This window comes from bacterium, from assembly GCA_030685015.1.
Classification (GTDB): Bacteria; CAIWAD01; CAIWAD01; order CAIWAD01; family CAIWAD01; genus CAIWAD01.
In genome coordinates this window covers 1-16,186 of record JAUXWS010000033.1, presented here as the reverse complement: position 1 = coordinate 16,186, position 16,186 = coordinate 1, and the positions used below count along the sequence as shown (strand labels likewise).

The following is a 16,186-nucleotide window of genomic DNA, read 5'->3' as shown; positions in this document are numbered from 1 at the left end:
CTATTGCGCGTCCGCTCACGCCTCGGGCTCCGCCTGGGCTTCGTCACCGGACTCCGGCAGGCGCTCGAAGAGCCAGGCCCAGGCCTGACCGGCCGCCCGCCGGCGGATCTGTTCACGGTTGCCGCGCAGGTCCAGCAGGCGAGTCGTCTCCCCCGCCGGCCCGACCAGTCCCAGCCAGACTGTCCCGACCGCTTTCTGCGGGCTGCCGCCTTCCGGCCCGGCGATGCCGGTCACGGCCAGGCCCCAGTCCGCCGCCAGGCGCTGCCGGACGCCGCGGGCCATGGCCGCCGCCACCGCCGGGGAGACCGCCCCCCAGCGGCTGATCAGCGCGGGGGGCACGCCCAGCAGCTCCTGCTTCGCCTCGTTGGCGTAGGCCACCACCCCGCCCCGGAACACGGCCGAGGCGCCGGGAAAATCGGTCAGGTCGCGGGCCAGCCATCCCCCCGTGCAGGATTCGGCCAGGACCAGGGTGGCGCCCAGGCGGCGCAGGCGCTGGAAGACCAGCTCCACCACCGGCTTGCCGCTTTCTGCCAGAAGAAAGGGACCCAGCCGGGACCGCACCAGTCGACGGGCCTGCCCGGCGCGTTCTTCCTGCTCCGCGGCGTCCAGCGGGGGCAGGCGCAGCCGGAAGAGCACGCCGTCCGCGTTGGGGTAGAAACCCGGCTCGCCCAGCGCCGCCAGGTCGGCCAGCGGCTCCAGGCGCCTGGCCAGGTCGGCTTCGGGCAGGCGCCGGCTGCGGAAGGCCAGGGTGAGGCCGCGGGGCCGCGCTCCGAAGCGCTCCGTCAGCAGGGGCAACACGCCGCCGGCCAGGAGGTGGCGCATCTCGCTGGGCACGCCGGGCAGGGCGATCCAGAGGCGGCCCGCCTGCTCGAAGACGAGGCCGTCCGCTGTGCCCACCTCGTTGCGCAGGTGGCGGCCGGGCCGCGGATGGAGGGCCTGGCTGCGCTGCAAGGGGCCCGGCACGCGGCCCCGTTCGCGGAACCAGTCCTCCAGCTCCCGCCAGCGTGCCTCGTCGAAGACCAGCTCCGCCCCGAAGGCATCGGCCAGGACCTGGCGGCTGCGGTCATCCACCGTGGGTCCCAGGCCGCCCGTGCTGATCACCACCTCCACGCCACCGGCCGGATCCAGCAGGTCCTCCACCTCGCGGCGCAGGGCGGCCGCCTCGTCCCGCACCAGCCGCAGGTCCCGGGGGCGCAGACCCAAGCCGTCCAGGGCGGCCACGATCTCCCGGCCGTTGCTGTCGGCCGTGTGGCCATCCACCAGTTCGTCGCCGATGGCCACCACGCGCAGGCCCGGCGTCAACCGCCCCGCCGGTGCGCCCGTTCCGTGGATTCCATCCTTCGCTGGATTCTTCATGACTCCCGTTCGAAATTCCAGACAGGGGCGGCGCCAGCGCGCCCCCCGCAACCCCATCGTCCGACCGGCCCGACAGGCGCCCGTCCCGCCGGGCTCAGGCCGCCCACAGGCCGACCACGCGCAGGATGATCCCGGCCAGCAGCCCGGCCAGGAGGTCGTCGGCCATCACCCCCAGGCCGCCCGGCAGACGCTGGAGGCGGTCCACCCAGCAGGGTTTCCAGATGTCGAAGAGGCGGAAGAGCAGGAAAGCCGCCCCGCATCCCAGCCAACTGGTCGGCGCGGCCACCACCAGGGTCAGCCACTGACCGGCCACCTCGTCCGCCACCACGCGGGAGGGATCGTGTCCCCAGGCCCGCTCGCCCGCCTCGCAGGCGGCCCAGCCCAGCGCAAGCAGCGCCACGCCCATCACGGCCAGGGCCAGGGGCGGACTGGCCGCTCCACCGGTCAGCCACCACAGGGGAAAGGCGAGGAGCGAACCCCAGGTCCCCGGCGCCACGGGCAGGCGTCCCAGACCCAGGCCCTGGGCCCAGGCCAGCAACAGGGGGCTCATCCTTCCTCCCCCGGTGGAATGTCGCCCGCCGCCCCGCTCTCCCCCGCTCCCCGGCCTGGCCGCACGGACCGGCGCAGTTCGCGGCGGATGCGCGCCTGTTGGCGGGCCGCCAGGCGGGCCTGACGCAGGGCCTTGCGATGTCGTGGATAGCGCAGGAGATAGATGGCGAAGGTGGCCACCGTCAGCACGGTGCTGGCCACGAAGCCGGCCCCGATCCAGGGCAGGATGCCGTCCCAGCCCATCAGGCGCGAGATCCAGGCCGGGGACAGGTTGTCGATCTCCATCACGTTGAGGCGGAAGAGGGCCAGCAGGATCGTGGTGAACTGGATGGCCGTCTTGAGCTTGCCCAGTTTGGAGAAGGAGAGGTCGACTCCCCGGTAGAGGCTGATCACCGACAGGATGAGGATGCCCAGCTCGGCCAGGGCAATGGCCACGATGCAGGGCACGGCGATGGGCACCTGCTGGCCCAGGTCGCCCCGCATGAGCAGGGCGAAGAAGAGCGAGACGGAGAGCAGCTTGTCGGCCAGCGGATCGGCGAACTGGCCGAACTGGGACTCCTGCTGCAGCCAGCGGGCCAGGAAACCGTCCAGCCAGTCGGTCACGGCGGCCAGCACGAAGATGGCGGTGGCCACCAGGTGGAGGGGCGTGAACTCGCTGAAGAAGAGGATGAGGAAGGCGGGCACCATGATGAAGCGCAGCAGTGTGAGGAAGTTGGGGATGGTGAACACCGGCTTCCTCCCTCCCGCCTGTACGGTCCCAGCCCGTGCCACAGGCTACTTCAAGCGCTCCCGTCCGTCCAGGGCGCGCGCCAGGGTCAACTGGTCGAACATCTCCAGGCTGCCCCCCGCCGGCATGCCCCGGGCCAGGCGGCTGAGGCGGATGTCCAGGTCCTCCAACCGGCGCTGCAGATAGAGGGCGGTGGCGTCCCCCTCCACCGTGGTGCTGGTGGCGAGGATCACCTCGCGGACGCCCTCGCTCCGCAGGCGTTGCTCCAGCTCGGCGATGCGCAAGCGCTCCGGACCCACCCCGTCCAGCGGCGAGAGGGCGCCACCCAGCACATGGTAGAGGCCGCGGTACTCGCCGCCCCGCTCGAAGGCGAGCAGGTCCGGCACCTGCTCCACCACGCAGACCAAGCCCTGGTCACGGGCGGGGCTGGCGCAAAGGGCGCAGCTCTCGTCCTCGCTCAAATTGCCGCAGCGCACACAGAAGCGGCATTGGTCGGCGGCGCGGACGAGGGCGGCCGCCAGCTCCCGCACCCGCCCGCCCTGCAGCAGCAAGTGCAGGCCCAGGCGCAGGGCCGTCTTGCGGCCAATGCCGGGCAGGCGGCCCAGTTCGGCCACCAGGGCCTCCAGGCTGGGACTCAGACCCGACATCACAGGGCGAAGGGCAGGTTGGCGCCGCCCGTCAAGGCCGCCATCTCCCGCTCGGAACGGGCCCGGCTGTCGGCCAGGGCGCGGTTGACGGCGGTCAGCAGCAGATCCTCCAGCAGGGCCGGATCCCGGCCCAGGTCCGGATCGATCCGCAGGGCAAGCAGTTGCTGGCGGCCACTCACTGTCACGCGCACGACGCCGCCGGCCTCCGCCTCCCCCGCCTCGGCCTCGAAGCGCTCCTCGGCCAGGCGGGCCTGCAACTGCTCCACCTTGAGCTTCATGACCTGCGCCTGCTTGATGAGCCCGCCCAATCCGCCCTTCATCCGTCCTCCCGATCCACGCGCCGCCTCAGCCGTCCAGCAGGCGACCCTCCATCCGTGCGAAGAGGTCCTCCACCAGCGGCGCCTCCCGCCGCAGCTCATCGAAGCGGCTGCGGGAGTCCAGGTGGGTGCGCCGCGTCTTGAGGAAGCGTTCCTCGTCGCTGAGGGCGCCCTCCTTGAACTCCAGCGTAGGGGCCGCCCCGCCCAGCAAGCGGCCCAGCAGGGCCTCCAACTGGGGCCGGGCCTGCCGCAAGTGGTCGGCGATGAGGCCGCCCCCCAGCTCCCCCTTGAGCACGAGGCGCCCCTCGCCCAGCCCGACGGGCAGCACCTGCAGGAAACCGTCCAGGAGCAGGGGGAAATCCCGCTCCACCGCCTCCTGGAAAGCCGGCCACAACTCCCGCAGGCGGGCCAGGTCGACCGGTGGCGTCGCGACCACCGCCGGCTCCTGCTCCCCCGCGGGGGGCGCCAGCGCCCTTCCCGCCTGGCCAGGGGGGGCCGGCCGCGTGTCCTTGTCCGGCGTGGAGATCGCCGTCTCCGGCCGCGGTGGTATCAGGTCAGGGCCGGCCCGAGCCGGGCTTTTTTTTGCCTCCCCGTCCGCCGCCGCGCCCAGGCTTTCCGCGGGCAGGCCGGCCAGGGTGCGCAGCAGGTCCTGCAAGTCCAGGCTCTGCTCCATGCGGACCAGGCGAAGCAGGGTCAGTTCGAAGCGCAGGCGGGGATGCCCGCCCCGGCGGATGGCCTCGATCTGTCCGCCCAGATAGCCCAGCATGCGGACGAGGTCGTCCTCGGGGAAGGCGGGCGCCAGGGCGCCCAAGCGGGCCAGCAGATCCTCCGGCAGCTCGGCGGCGGCGCCGGCGGGGTCCAGACGCACCAGGAGAAGGTGCCGCAACTGGTCGGCCAGCTGCAGAAGGAACTCGGCCAGATCCGTGCCCGCCGCGCTCAGGTCGCGGGCAAGGCGGAGGGCGGCGGCGCCGTCGCGGTCGCGCAGGGCCTCCAGCACCTGGTCCAGGCGTTCCTGTCCGACCAGTCCCAGGGCCTGCACCACCTCCTCATGGGAGACCTCGCCCTCGCTGAAGGAGAGCACCTGATCCAACATGGACTGGGCGTCCCGCATGCCGCCGTCGGCCCGCCGCGCGATGAGGCGCAGGGTGCGCGGCTCGATGCGCACCTCCTCGCTGGCGCAGACGCGGGTCAGGCTCTCCTCGATCTCCTGGGGGGTCAGGCGCTTGAAATCGAAGCGCTGGCAGCGCGAGAGCACGGTGAGGGGCAGCTTGTGCAGCTCTGTCGTGGCGAAGATGAAGACGGTGTTGGGCGGCGGCTCCTCCAAGGTCTTGAGCAGGGCGTTGAAGGCGCTGGTGGACAGCATGTGCACTTCATCGATGATGTAGACCTTCCAGCGCGACTCGCCGGGCCCGTACTTGACGTTGGCCCGCAGCTCCCGGATGTCGTTCACGGACTTGTTGCTGGCGCCGTCGATCTCGATCACGTCGAAATGGCTGCCGGCCTGCACGTCCTGGCAGGAGCGGCAGACGCCGCAGGGCTCGGGGGTGGGGCCCTCGGCGCAATTGAGGCTTTTGGCCAGGATGCGGGCGATGGAGGTCTTCCCCACGCCGCGCGGTCCGCTGAAGATGTAGGCATGGGCGATGCGCCCGCTGCGGATGGCATTCTCCAGGGTGCGCACCACGTGACGCTGGCCGATCACCTCGGTGAAGCGCTGGGGCCGCCACTTGCGGGCGAGGACCAGATAGGACATGCAGGGCTCTCCCGGGATTGCGGCCGGATGGTGGAGCAGAAGACCGGCCGGATGCAGACGACGGTTCACCGCGGCACAAGCCAGTATCGCTTGCCGCTGCTACCTTCCGGTCCTGACGGGATTGGGCGACCTGTCATCGCACGGATCCCCGTCATCTGCATCCGACCGGCCCCTACCGCCAAGTCGGCGGGGCCGACCGCGCCCAATATAGCATGGCTCCCGGCGGGATGGGTCGCGGCGGCGGAACTCTCAGGGTTGCCGGCGCGGCACGACCCAGGCGTTGTTGAATCCCAGGCGCAGGGCCTGACGCTTCAGCTCGCCCGCCTCCTCCATCGTCGCCACGCCGCCCACCCTCACCTTGTAGTTGGGCGGATCCCAAACCACCTCCACCGCTGCGCCCGCAAAGACCAGTTCGGCCTGGAGGCGCATGTCCTCGGCCGTCTCGGGATCGGAGGTGGACATGATCTGGATCTGGAAGCGGGCGTCGGGCGGGACGACCGGACGGGCCGGGGTGGCGGGGGCCAGCAGCTCCTCCTCGGCCGCCCAGGCATCCTCGGGGCTCTCCAGCCAGGCTGTCTCCGGCGGATCCTCCCGGCCCGGGAGGACCTCGTCGAGGGATGGCTGCCTCGGCGGGGGATCCAGCAGGGGGAGCTCCTCCGCCACCGGCGGCGCAGTCGCGGGAAGTGACTCGCCCAGGGCCGGCCGAAGAAAAGGCTGGCGGGGCGGACGCCGGTCCTCCATCGTCCGCTCGGGCGGGGACTCCCCGCCGAGGGCCGCCGCTGCCCCTGGCAAGGCCGGGACGGACCCCGCCGGCGCGGGGCGCGGTGGCGGCGCGGCCCCCACCCGCCGGGCCGAACCCGGACGAGACAAGGGCCGCAGGGGCAGATCGGCCGGATCCAGCCATTCCTCCTGCCGGACAGGGCTTCCTTGGGCCAGTCCCGCATCCGGAGCAGGCTGGGGGTGGCCGCGCAGGGGGGCGTCCGCCTCAATGGCCGGGCGCAGGCAGCCGCCCAGAAGCAGGATCAGGAGGATGGCCGGGCAGCCCAGACGCATGGTCGACCCTCGTTATTGGCCGATCGGCCCATGGCCGCCCGGCAGATGGCCGCCCGGCATGGGCAGGTTGACAAGTTCCACGCTGGCGGGTGGCACCCAGCCGCTGCGGCCATCGGGAAGCTCGATCTCGCACCAGCCCTGCTCCCCTTCCCGCAGCAGCACGACCGTGGTGCCCACATGGAGGTCGAACTGGGCGGTCGCGCCCGGGCTGGGCGCGGCGCGCACCTCGACCTTGGGGGCCAGCAGCACGGCCCGCGGACGGTGGCTCAGGCGGCGGTCCTGCAACAGCAGAAGCGTCAAGCCGGCCAGGGCCGGGAGCATCAGCATGGCGAGGAGCAGGCGTCCCGCCGCCGGCAGGCGGCGCTCGGGCACAACATAACGGCAGGCGCCCACACCTGCCGCGCCCAGGGCGAAGATCAGAGTCGCCCAGGCCAGCAGGGCGGACGGGAGGCGGGCCAGCAGACCGTCCAAGGCATCCCAGAGCGGCAGGCGGACGTGCGGGTCGAACTGGTCGGCCAGGCGCGCCCGCACCAGGTCCAGGTTGGCGCGGGCATCCCGGTCCCGCGGATCCAGCAGGAGGGCCCGCTCCCAGTTGAGCACGGCGCGGCCCAGGTCGCCCTGGCGGAAGTGGGCGTTGCCCAGGTTGTAGACCAGCTCCCCTCCTCCGTAGCCCTCGTCGAGCAGGCTCTGCCACAGCTGGACGGCCTGCGGGAAATCCTCCCGCTGGTAGGCCTCCTGGGCCGCCGCGAAGCGTCGGAGGGGAGTCTCCTCAGCCGCCTGGACGGGAGGCGCTGGCCAGGCGGCCGCCAGCAGCAGGCAAAGCAGAAAACGGACGGGGGCGCTCATCGCTTCTCCTCCCGGCTGAACCAGGCCTCCAGGTCGGCCAGCAGTCCGTCCAGCGCGGACTCGGGCAGGGCGCCGCCCCGGCCGTAGCGGGCGAACTCGAGGGCCCGCCAGCTCTGTTCGAGGCGTTCGGACAGCTCGGCCGGCGCGTCGCGCCGCGTCAACTCGCGCCGGCAATCCTCGGGCAGAAGGCCGGTGGCGGCGCGCCCCAGGCGGTCGGCCAGGTAGCCGCGCAGCACCTCCTCCTGCAGGGCCGGCCCCCCGGCTCCCCGGCGCAGAGCCTGGCGGGCCCGGCGCAGGGCACCCCGGCTGCGCAGCGCGGGCGCTGACCGGCGGCGGCGCTCCCGCCAAGTGGCGACTCCGGCGGCGGACGGCACCAGGATCAGGGCCAGGCCCAGGCCGGCCAGCCATGGGATACGATGGTGGACGGGCGGACGGCGCCACGGCAGGGCGGCGTGTGCGGGCAGGATGTGGCGGATGTCCTGTCCGTAGCTGAGCACGCGACCGCCGACGGGAGGCAGGGCTGAGAAGGCGGCGCCTCCTTCGCCCGGGGCCACCTCCACCGTCCACGGTCCGGCGCTGCGTCGCTGATAGCTGCCTGTGGCCGGATCATACCAGGCGAAGACGACCGCATCGATGCGCTGCTCGCCCGGCTGGCGCGGCACGAGCAGGGTCTTGAAGCGCTTGCGGCCCTGCTGGCCGCGGGCTGTCGCCTTGAGCGAACTCTCCGTCTGCGTGTCATAGCGCTCGAGATCGGGCGAGTGGCTGAGGAGGGGCGCCTCCAGACCACTCAGGTAACCCGTCCCCTCCACCGTCACGGTCAGGGTGAGGGCCTCGCCCGCCTTGAGGCTGGTGCGGTCGGGGGCGGCGCCCAGGCTGAAACTGCCCACCACCCCGCTGAACTCGGGCGGCGCTCCGGGCGGCAGGGCCTGCACCTCCAGGACGAGCGGGTCGGTGCCGAGGGAGAGGGTCTTCAGGCGGTTGAAGACGGATGATCCGAAGAAATCGAAGGGATCCCGCCCGCGGCGGGACTGGCTCTCCTCCACCTGGAGGGACATGGCCAGCGGCTCCAGGCGCAGGCTGCCCTCGCGGACGGGAATGAGCAGCCATTCGGCCAGGACGGCCGTGTTCCAGCTTTCGCCACCGATGGTGCGGGTCTGCACCTCGGGCTGGCGGGGCCGTTCGAGGGCCTCCACCACAAAACCCGGCGCGCTGCCCAGCTGGGGCACGTCATAGCCACGCACATTGAGCTTGAAGTCCAGGCGCAGCCTCAGGCGCGCGGTCTGCCCCACCACCGGACGCCGGGGCTCCACCTCGAAACTGAGGCGGGCCGGGCGCTCGCCCCCGGCGCGGGCCTGGCCGCGGCCGGGCACGGTGAGCGCATCCGTGCTCAAGGTCTGTCCGCCCACCTGGACGGTGGCCGGCCCCACGCGGACCGGCTGGTCCGATTGAAGAAGGAAGGAGAAAGTCCAGCTCTTCTCCTGGCTGACCGCCCCGTTGACGATGCTCATGCTGGTGCCCACGGCGGGACCGGAGAGGCGCTTGAGGCCGCGGAAGTCAGGGAAGCGCGGCTCGCCGTCGGCCGTTTGCCCACGCAGGTCCTTCAGCGTGTAGACGATGCGGATCTCGTCCCCCTCCTGCTCCAGGCGGGCCGTGAAGCTTGCCGCCGCCAGGGAGGAGGCGAGGAGGAGCCAGCCCGCCAGCCATGTCCACACCGCTCTCTGCATCCTACCAGTCCTTTTCCACGCGGCGCCGCTCGCCCGGCAGCCGCTGTAGTTGACGCTCCAGGCTCTGCCGCTCCTGGGCGCCCACCGCGTTGAGCAGCTGCTGCAACTGGTCCGGATCAAGGGGCCGGGCCTGGGCGCTGGAGTCGGCGGCTTGGCCCGCCTCGTCCTGCCGGGCCTCCCGCGGGCGGCCCGCCTCGTCCTGCTGTCCATCCTGGGACGGCCGCGGCTGCCCGTCCTGACCTTCCTCCCCCTTCTGCTCCTCGTCCTGGCTCTGGCCGCCCCCCTGATCCTGCTTCTGTCCATCCTCTCCCTGTTCGCCGTCCTGCGGATCGCCTTGGCCCTCCCCGTCCTGCATCTGGCGAAGGGCCAGTTCCAGGTTGTGGCGGGCTTCGGCCAGGCCCGGCCGGCGCACGAGGGCCTCCTCGAGGGCCTGGGCCGCCTCCTGCGGCCGCTTTTGGTCAAGCAGGACGCGCCCCAGGTTGGCATAGGCCCGGGCCGCCAGGTCCGCGTCGGCGCCCGACCCCTCGCCGGCCGCCAGGCGGAACTGGGCGGCGGCGCCGTCCAGATCGCCGCTGCGAAAGAGGGCGTCCCCCAGGTTGAAACGGATCTGGGCGTTCTCCTTCAGCGCCAAGGCCCGTCCGAACCCTTCCGTGGCGGCGCCGTGGTCGCCCTGGCGGTAGGCGCGCAGGGCGCGGTTGTTCTCGCTGGCCTGGTCCGCCCCGGCCGACGCCGCCAAGGTCAGCAGCGCGATCAGCGCGAGGCCGGCCGCGGGCAGCCGGCGGCGGGCCGGCCACCACCAGGCGCCCAGCACGAGCAGCATGCCCGGCAGCAGGAAGACGGCGAAACGATCCTGCCAGCCGGCATACATGCGGCTGCCCAGGCGACGGCCCTCCATCTCGCCCACCCGCTCGAGGATGCGCACCAGCTCGTCGCCGCCCGGGGTGGAGCGCAGGTAAAGCCCGCCCCCCTCGGCCGCCATGCGCTGCAGGACCGCCTCATCCAGGCGTGAGAAGACGATGCTGCCCTGGCGGTCCGTCTTGTAGGAGCCCGGCCTCTGTGGATCGGGCAGGGGGGCGCCCTCGGGCGTCCCCATCCCCACCGTGTGGATGGTCACGCCCGCCTCGCGGGCCTGGACCAGCGCCTCCTCCCAGTTGCCCTCCAGATCCTCCCCGTCGGACAGGATGATGAGCACGCGCTGGCCGGGGGCCGTGTCCTGGTAGACCCCCATCGCCCGGCGGATGGCGCCGCCCAGGTCGCTGCCCGGCACGGGCAGCAGTCCGGGACGGAGCAGGTCGGTCATCACGCCGGCCAGGGCGTAGTCGCTGGTGAGGGGATGCTGGAGATGGGTGGCCCCGGCGAAGGGGAGGAGGGCGACGCGGTCCCCCTTCATGCGCGACAGCAACTGGCGGATGCTGTGGCGGGCCCGCGCCATGCGGTCGGGGGCCAGATCCTGCGCCGCCATGGACTGGCTGACATCCACCGCCACCACCACGTCCACGCCGGTGCGCTCCACCTCCACCTGGCGCGTGCCCAACTGGGGACCGGCCACCGCCGTGATCCAGCAGGCCAGGCCGAGCAGGGCGGCCAGCCCGCGCAGCAGGGCGCGGGGGCGCGACCAGCCCGGCAGGAGGCGCTCCCGGGCCGCCGCGCCGCCATGGGCGAGCAGACGGCGAGGGCGGCCGGCCTCGCGCCAGGCCAGCCAGGCCAGGAGCGGCAGGGCCAGGTGCAGCCACAGCACCCAGGCATGGGAGAAGAGGATCATGCCGCCAGCCTCCCCGCCCACAATCGCAGCAGGCGCTCCAGCAGAAGCAGGGCGAGGCCCGCCGCCAGCCAGGGGAACCAGCGTTCCTCCGTCAGCCGGTACTCCTTCACCTTGATCTCCGTCTTCTCCAGCCGATCGATGGCGGCGTAGACCTCCTTCAGCTCCTTCAGGTCGCGGGCCCGGAAGTAGCGCCCCCCGGTGCGGTCGGCCATCTCGCGCAGGAGATCCTCGTCGATGTCCACCTCCATCTGCTGGATCATCACGCCGAAGGGCGTCTGCACGGGAATGGGGGCCAGGCCCTCCTGACCCACGCCGATGGTGTAGACACGCAGGCCCAGTGTCACCGCCATGTCCAGGGCCGTGCGCGGATCCAGGCCGCGGTTGTTGACGCCGTCCGTCAGCAGGATGACCACCCGGCTCTTGGCCTTGCTCTCCTTGAGGCGCCCCGCCGCCGTGGCCAGGGCGAGGCCCACCGCCGTGCCGTCCTCCATCTCGCCCAGCTTGAGATCGCCGATGAGGCCGCCCAGCATGTCGTGGTCCAGGGTGAGCGGACACTGGGTGTAGGCCTCCCCGGCGAAGACGACCAGGCCGATGCGGTCCCGGCCCCGCTCCTTGATGAAGTCCAGCGCCACGGCGCGGGCCGCCTCGAAGCGGTTGGGCTTGAAGTCCTGGGCCTGCATGGAGCCGGAAAGGTCCAGGCAAAGCAGGAGGTCCAGGCCCTCCGTGCTGAACTCGCGCTCCGCGCTGAAGCGCACGGGGCGCGCCAGTGCGGTCACGGCCAGGACGAGGGCGGCCAACAGGAGGATCTCGCCCAGCCAGACCTTGGCCCAGGTGCGCCAGGTGGGCGGCGCGCACTCCGGGGCGTCGGCCAGACTGTGGACCAGCACGGCCTCGCGGCGCCCGCCCAATCCAGGATGGCGGCGCGGCCACCAGCGCCAGGCCGCCCCCAACGCCAGCAGGGGGATCAGCCAGAACCAGCCGGGTTCCTGGAAGCTCATTGCTCCTCCCCCCGCGCTTCGACCGCCTGGTGGGCGGCCAGCAGGGCGCGATGGCGCGCCAGCAGCTTCTCCTTGCGCGGCACGGCCCATTGCTGGTAGCGCTCCACCTGGCGGGCGCAGGTCTCGGCCGCGGGCCAGCGCCGGGCGTACTTGACCCAGTCGTTCTCCTCCAGCAGCAGGAAAAGGGCCTCCAGGTCCCCGCCGTCCAGGGCCGATCCGCGCAGCAGCTCGCGCAGCTCCTCCGTCGAGCGCTCCCGGCACGGCAGGTCCAGGCAATCCTCAAGCAGACCGCGCAGGGCCAGGCTGAGGTCGCCGTAGTGGGTCTCCACCTCGCCCCGGCGCCACAGTCCCCGCTCCTGGATGGCGCCCAGGCAGTCCAGGAAGTCCTGCCAGGGATCGGGCGGCAGGGGCGGCTCCGCCGGCGCCTGTCCGGCGCGGCGCCACCACCGCCAACCCAACCCGGCCGCCAGGGCGGCCAGCAGGACCAGGCCGAGGCGGGCCAGCCACCAGCCCATGCCGTGGGCCAAGCGGCCCGGCTCCAGGATGTCCGCCGCCTGGGCATCGTCCGGCAGGGTGCCCAGGATCTCCAGGCGAAGGGTGTCGCCCAGGGCCGGTCGGCCCTCACGCCAGGGGCCGGGCACAGGCAGGGGGGCCGGACCCAGCTGGAAGCGGGCCAGGCGCAGGGTGCGCATCAGCAGGCGGCCCTCCGCTCCCTCCTCCGTGCGCAGGGAGTCCGCCCCTAGGAGGCGCCAGCCACCCAACAGCTCGCGGCCGGGCAGGGGCCAGTCCACCAGCTCGCCGGGCGCGGCCGCCACGCGGATGGTGAGGGTGAGGGGGTCGCCCAGGGTGAGGGAGTCCCGCTCCAGGGTAATGCTGGCCCATTCCCAGGCAGGGAGGGGCGACCCGCCGAGGAGGATTGCCATGAGGACGGCCGGCAGCACGCGCCCCCTCATGTGCGGCGGCTCCGGCGAAGGAAGAGCTGCTCGAGGGGGCGGCCCGGATCCTCCCCCGCCACCAGGGCCAGGTGGTCCACGGCGGCGGCCCGCAGGGCGCCCTCGAGCGCCCGGCGGCGCTCGGCCCAGCGCTCGCGCCAGTGGCGGCGCACGGCCGCATCGCCCGCGTCCAGCCAGCGGCCCCGTCCGCTCTCCAGGTCCTCCAGGCGCAGCAGGCCCAGGGGCGGCAAGGCCTCTTCCAGCGGGTCCCGCACCCAAAGGGCGACCAGGTCGTGCCGGCGGGCCAGGGAGCGCAGCGCCCGCGCGTCGAGCGGAGCCTGGAAGTCGCTGATGAGAAAGATGATCGCCTTCTTCTTCTGGGTGCGCCGAATGTGCTGGAGGAGCAGGGCGATGTCCGTGCCGCGCCCGGCCGCCTCGTGGGCGAGCAGGTCGCGGATGAGGCGCAGGCCGTGCCGCGTGCCCTTGGCGGGCGGCACGTGGCGCTCAATGCGGTCGCTGAAGAGGATGAGGCCGGCCTTGTCCCGGTTGCGCATGGCCGAGAAGGCGAGGACGGCGCCCAGCTCGGCCATCCACTCGCGCTTGCTCTTGGGGCCCGAGCCGAAACGCCCCGAGGCGGAGACGTCCACCGCCAGCAGCACGTTCAGCTCGCGCTCCTCCTGGAAGACCTTGACGAAAGGACTGCCCATGCGGGCGCTGACGTTCCAGTCGATGGCGCGGACCTCGTCGCCCGGCACGTACTCGCGCACTTCGGCGAAGTCCATGCCCTGGCCCCGGAAAGCGCTGTGGTACTCGCCGGCAAAGAGGGTCTGCACCCGGCGGCGGGTGCGGATCTCGATGCGGCGGATGTGCTCGAGCAGCTCGCGCGACAGCATGGCCGGTCCCCTCAGGCCACTTCGATGCGGTCCAGCAGGCGGCCGATCAGCTCGTCGGCGCTGACCCCCTCCGCCTCCGCCTCGAAGGAGAGGCCGAGGCGGTGGCGCAGCACGTCGCGGGCCACGCGCTTGACGTCGTCGGGCGTGACGAAGCCGCGGCGGCGCAGGAAGGCCTGGGCGCGGGCGGCGCGGGCCAGGTAGATGCTGGCGCGGGGGCTGGCCCCCACCTGGATGAGCGGGGCCAGGTCCTTCAGCCCGAACTGGTCGGGATAGCGCGTGGCGAAGACGAGGTTGAGGATGTAATCCTCGATGGGCTTCTCCAGCAGGATCTCCCGCGCCAGCTGGCGGGCGGCCAGGATGTCGGCCACGGCGCAGACGGGCCGGATCTCCTCCGCCTCCGCCCCGCTCACGCGGCGCAGGATCTCCCGCTCCTCCTCGCGCGCCGGGTAGTCCACGTGCACCTTGAGCATGAAGCGGTCGGCCTGGGCCTCGGCCAGGGGATAGGTCCCCTCCTGTTCGAGGGGGTTTTGGGTGGCCAGCACCAGAAAAGGCGTAGGGAGGGGGTGGGTCTCGCCCCCGATGCTCACCTGGCGCTCCTGCATGGCTTCCAGCAGGGCGCTCTGAACCTTGGCCGGGCTGCGGTTGATCTCGTCGGCCAGGATGAGATGGGAGAAGATGGGGCCCTTGCGCGTGCTGAACTGGCCGCTGGCCTGATGGTAGACCTGGGTGCCGAGCAGGTCCGCCGGCAACAGGTCCGGCGTGAACTGGATGCGGCGGAACTCCGTGTCGATGGCGCGGGCCAGGACGGAGACGGCCGTGGTCTTGGCCAGGCCGGGCACTCCCTCCAGCAGGATGTGGCCGTCGGCGAGCAGGCCGATGAGCAGCTTCTCCAGCATGTCGCGCTGTCCCACCAGCACGCGCCGCACTTCCCGCTCCAGGTCCTCCACGAAGGCCGAGGCCGTCTCGACGCGGCGCGTCAGTTCCATCGCATCCATCTCCATGCGCTCCTCCTCTGCTGATCGGTCAGGAACAGGCCCGCCGGCGGACCGGCGGATTCCTGAACAACTCCGCCCTGGCAAACGGCCCCTCAAACGGGGCGGGAACCGCGCAGGTTCCCGCCTGAGGTGGTGGGCTGCTCGCCGCGCTGAGGCCGGCCGCTCAGGGTTTGGCGGCGGGTTCCTCCGCGCCGGGCGCCTGGTCGGCCGGCACTGTCTCCGGGGGCGCCAGGAAATCCAGGTCGCTGATGTCCTGGCCCAGGTGCTTCAACTCCCACTCGGCCGACATGCGCAGACCGGGGTCGGCCGCCGGGTAGCCGTCGAGGAAGGCCTGGTAGGCTTCCCGGGCCTTGAGCGTGTCCTGGAAGTCGTTGGCGTAGATGAAGCCGACCATGAAGGCGCAGCGGCCGGCCTGGCTGGAGTCCGGATAGTACTCCACGTACTGCTTGAACTGGTCCAGGGCCTCGACCAGCTTGCGGTCTTTGTAAAAGTTCTCGCCGTTCTGGAGCAGGTCGGCGGCGGGGGGCTTGCTTTCCCCGCAGGACATGAGGAAGAGCAGGGCGGCGATCAGGCTCAGGCAACGCATGGCATTCCCCTTGGTTATCCGCGTGTTTCTGTTTGAAAATCGAAATGTGCCCACCCTTTCGCAAGTCGGGCCGCGCCTTGTCCGACGTTCGCACAGGTTCTATCTTGACGGCGTTCATTGTAAGGAATGGCCGAAGCTCCCATGAAGCGCAGTCCATCCGCCGCAAGCGGCACGCCTCCTAAGCCCAACACCGTCTTCCAGGGCGACTGCGGGGACCTCTTCCCCCTGTTGCCCGACGCCAGCGTGGACCTGGTGCTGACCGACCCCCCCTACAAGGACTACCAATCCAACCGCCCGGTGGCCCATGGCAAGGTGAGCGCCATCTCCGCCGCCACCTTCGACCTGCCACGCTTCATCCACGAATCGGAGCGGGTCCTCAAGCCGGGCGCCCATTTCTACTGCTGGTGCGACCACCTGAGCTTCCCCGCCATCTTCGAGGCGATCCAGGAGCGCACGCGCGGACTGTCGCCGCGCCAGGCGGCGGGCCGGCTCAAGTACAAGAACTGCCTGATCTGGGTGAAGAACAACCATGGATCGGGGGATCTGGCCGGCAACTACGCTCCCCAGCACGAACTGGTCATCTATGCCTCGCGGGGCCGCACGCGGCCTCTCCAGTCGGAGAAGCGCCCCTCCAACGTCTTCTTCGAGCGGGACAACCAGGGGCGCATCAGCTTCTACTCGAAAGTCTCCAACTACCGCTTCCAGCACGGAACGAGCAAGCCCCTGGCCATCCTCCAGCAGATGATCAGGGCCTCCAGCCGCCCGGGCGAGCTGGTGCTGGATCCCTACGGCGGCAGCCTGTCCACGGCGGAGGCCGCCCTGCGCGAGGGGCGTCTCTACCTGGTCGGCGAACTGGATCCCGAGCACTGCCAGCGCGGCATCGAGCGCCTGAGCCAGGTGCACGAGGAGCTGCTTGACGAGGGCTACGACCCGGAGCGGCTGTCCGGTCCCCACTTCCAGGAGCTGGCCACCGCCCCGCCGCCAGCGCCCCGCCGGGCGGCCGCCGGTCCCACCCGGGAGGCGGTGGCCGAGGCCCCGGCCCGCGCCGCCG

16 protein-coding genes and 1 other RNA gene are annotated in these 16,186 nt (G+C 72.0%); 1 reads left to right on the top strand and 16 read right to left on the bottom strand.

Annotated features, from left to right (window positions below; genetic code table 11):
* Positions 1–15 precede the first annotated feature (15 nt).
* The 16 genes from Q8O14_03790 to Q8O14_03715 all read right to left on the bottom strand — a co-directional run bounded on the left by Q8O14_03790 (position 16) and on the right by Q8O14_03715 (position 15,135).
* Positions 16–1,356 (bottom strand): CinA family nicotinamide mononucleotide deamidase-related protein, encoded by a 1,341-nt coding sequence (locus Q8O14_03790; GenBank protein ID MDP2359859.1) that lies wholly within the window; start codon positions 1,354–1,356, stop codon positions 16–18.
* Positions 1,357–1,450: 94 nt separating this feature from the next.
* Complete coding sequence (locus Q8O14_03785; GenBank protein ID MDP2359858.1) at positions 1,451–1,906, bottom strand: phosphatidylglycerophosphatase A; 456 nt, start codon at positions 1,904–1,906, stop codon at positions 1,451–1,453.
* On the bottom strand, positions 1,903–2,634 hold the full coding sequence (locus Q8O14_03780; protein MDP2359857.1) for a CDP-alcohol phosphatidyltransferase family protein: 732 nt from the start codon (positions 2,632–2,634) through the stop codon (positions 1,903–1,905). Before Q8O14_03780 ends, Q8O14_03785 begins: the two co-directional genes overlap by 4 nt.
* 45 nt (positions 2,635–2,679) lie before the next feature.
* Positions 2,680–3,279 (bottom strand): recombination mediator RecR, encoded by a 600-nt coding sequence (gene recR / locus Q8O14_03775; protein MDP2359856.1) that lies wholly within the window; start codon positions 3,277–3,279, stop codon positions 2,680–2,682.
* Positions 3,279–3,599 (bottom strand): YbaB/EbfC family nucleoid-associated protein, encoded by a 321-nt coding sequence (locus tag Q8O14_03770; protein ID MDP2359855.1) that lies wholly within the window; start codon positions 3,597–3,599, stop codon positions 3,279–3,281. The genes recR and Q8O14_03770 overlap by 1 nt, the downstream gene beginning before the upstream one ends.
* 25 nt (positions 3,600–3,624) lie before the next feature.
* Positions 3,625–5,346 (bottom strand): DNA polymerase III subunit gamma/tau, encoded by a 1,722-nt coding sequence (gene dnaX / locus Q8O14_03765; protein ID MDP2359854.1) that lies wholly within the window; start codon positions 5,344–5,346, stop codon positions 3,625–3,627.
* A gap of 54 nt (positions 5,347–5,400) precedes the next feature.
* Positions 5,401–5,499: signal recognition particle sRNA small type (gene ffs / locus Q8O14_03760), an RNA gene on the bottom strand.
* 96 nt (positions 5,500–5,595) lie between these two features.
* Complete coding sequence (locus tag Q8O14_03755; protein ID MDP2359853.1) at positions 5,596–6,399, bottom strand: SPOR domain-containing protein; 804 nt, start codon at positions 6,397–6,399, stop codon at positions 5,596–5,598.
* Positions 6,400–6,411: 12 nt separating this feature from the next.
* The gene (locus Q8O14_03750; GenBank protein MDP2359852.1) at positions 6,412–7,245 is read right to left on the bottom strand and encodes a tetratricopeptide repeat protein; all 834 of its coding nucleotides are present in this window, start codon (positions 7,243–7,245) and stop codon (positions 6,412–6,414) included.
* The gene (locus Q8O14_03745; GenBank protein MDP2359851.1) at positions 7,242–8,969 is read right to left on the bottom strand and encodes a BatD family protein; all 1,728 of its coding nucleotides are present in this window, start codon (positions 8,967–8,969) and stop codon (positions 7,242–7,244) included. The genes Q8O14_03750 and Q8O14_03745 overlap by 4 nt, the downstream gene beginning before the upstream one ends.
* A gap of 1 nt (position 8,970) precedes the next feature.
* Positions 8,971–10,731 carry a VWA domain-containing protein gene (locus tag Q8O14_03740; GenBank protein MDP2359850.1) on the bottom strand — a complete coding sequence of 587 codons (1,761 nt, stop codon included), beginning with the start codon at positions 10,729–10,731 and terminating at the stop codon, positions 8,971–8,973.
* Positions 10,728–11,729, bottom strand: a complete 1,002-nt coding sequence (locus tag Q8O14_03735; GenBank protein ID MDP2359849.1) for a VWA domain-containing protein — start codon at positions 11,727–11,729, stop codon at positions 10,728–10,730. Before Q8O14_03735 ends, Q8O14_03740 begins: the two co-directional genes overlap by 4 nt.
* The gene (locus Q8O14_03730) at positions 11,726–12,682 is read right to left on the bottom strand and encodes a hypothetical protein (GenBank protein ID MDP2359848.1); all 957 of its coding nucleotides are present in this window, start codon (positions 12,680–12,682) and stop codon (positions 11,726–11,728) included. Before Q8O14_03730 ends, Q8O14_03735 begins: the two co-directional genes overlap by 4 nt.
* On the bottom strand, positions 12,679–13,554 hold the full coding sequence (locus tag Q8O14_03725) for a DUF58 domain-containing protein (protein MDP2359847.1): 876 nt from the start codon (positions 13,552–13,554) through the stop codon (positions 12,679–12,681). The genes Q8O14_03730 and Q8O14_03725 overlap by 4 nt, the downstream gene beginning before the upstream one ends.
* A gap of 11 nt (positions 13,555–13,565) precedes the next feature.
* Entirely contained in the window at positions 13,566–14,549 is a 984-nt protein-coding gene (locus tag Q8O14_03720) for an AAA family ATPase (protein MDP2359846.1), read from the bottom strand.
* Positions 14,550–14,712: 163 nt separating this feature from the next.
* Entirely contained in the window at positions 14,713–15,135 is a 423-nt protein-coding gene (locus Q8O14_03715; GenBank protein ID MDP2359845.1) for a hypothetical protein, read from the bottom strand.
* Positions 15,136–15,276: 141 nt separating this feature from the next.
* On the opposite strand from Q8O14_03715, the gene Q8O14_03710 reads away from it, so the two are divergent.
* The coding region (locus Q8O14_03710; protein ID MDP2359844.1) for a site-specific DNA-methyltransferase at positions 15,277–16,186 on the top strand (910 nt) is incomplete at its 3' end.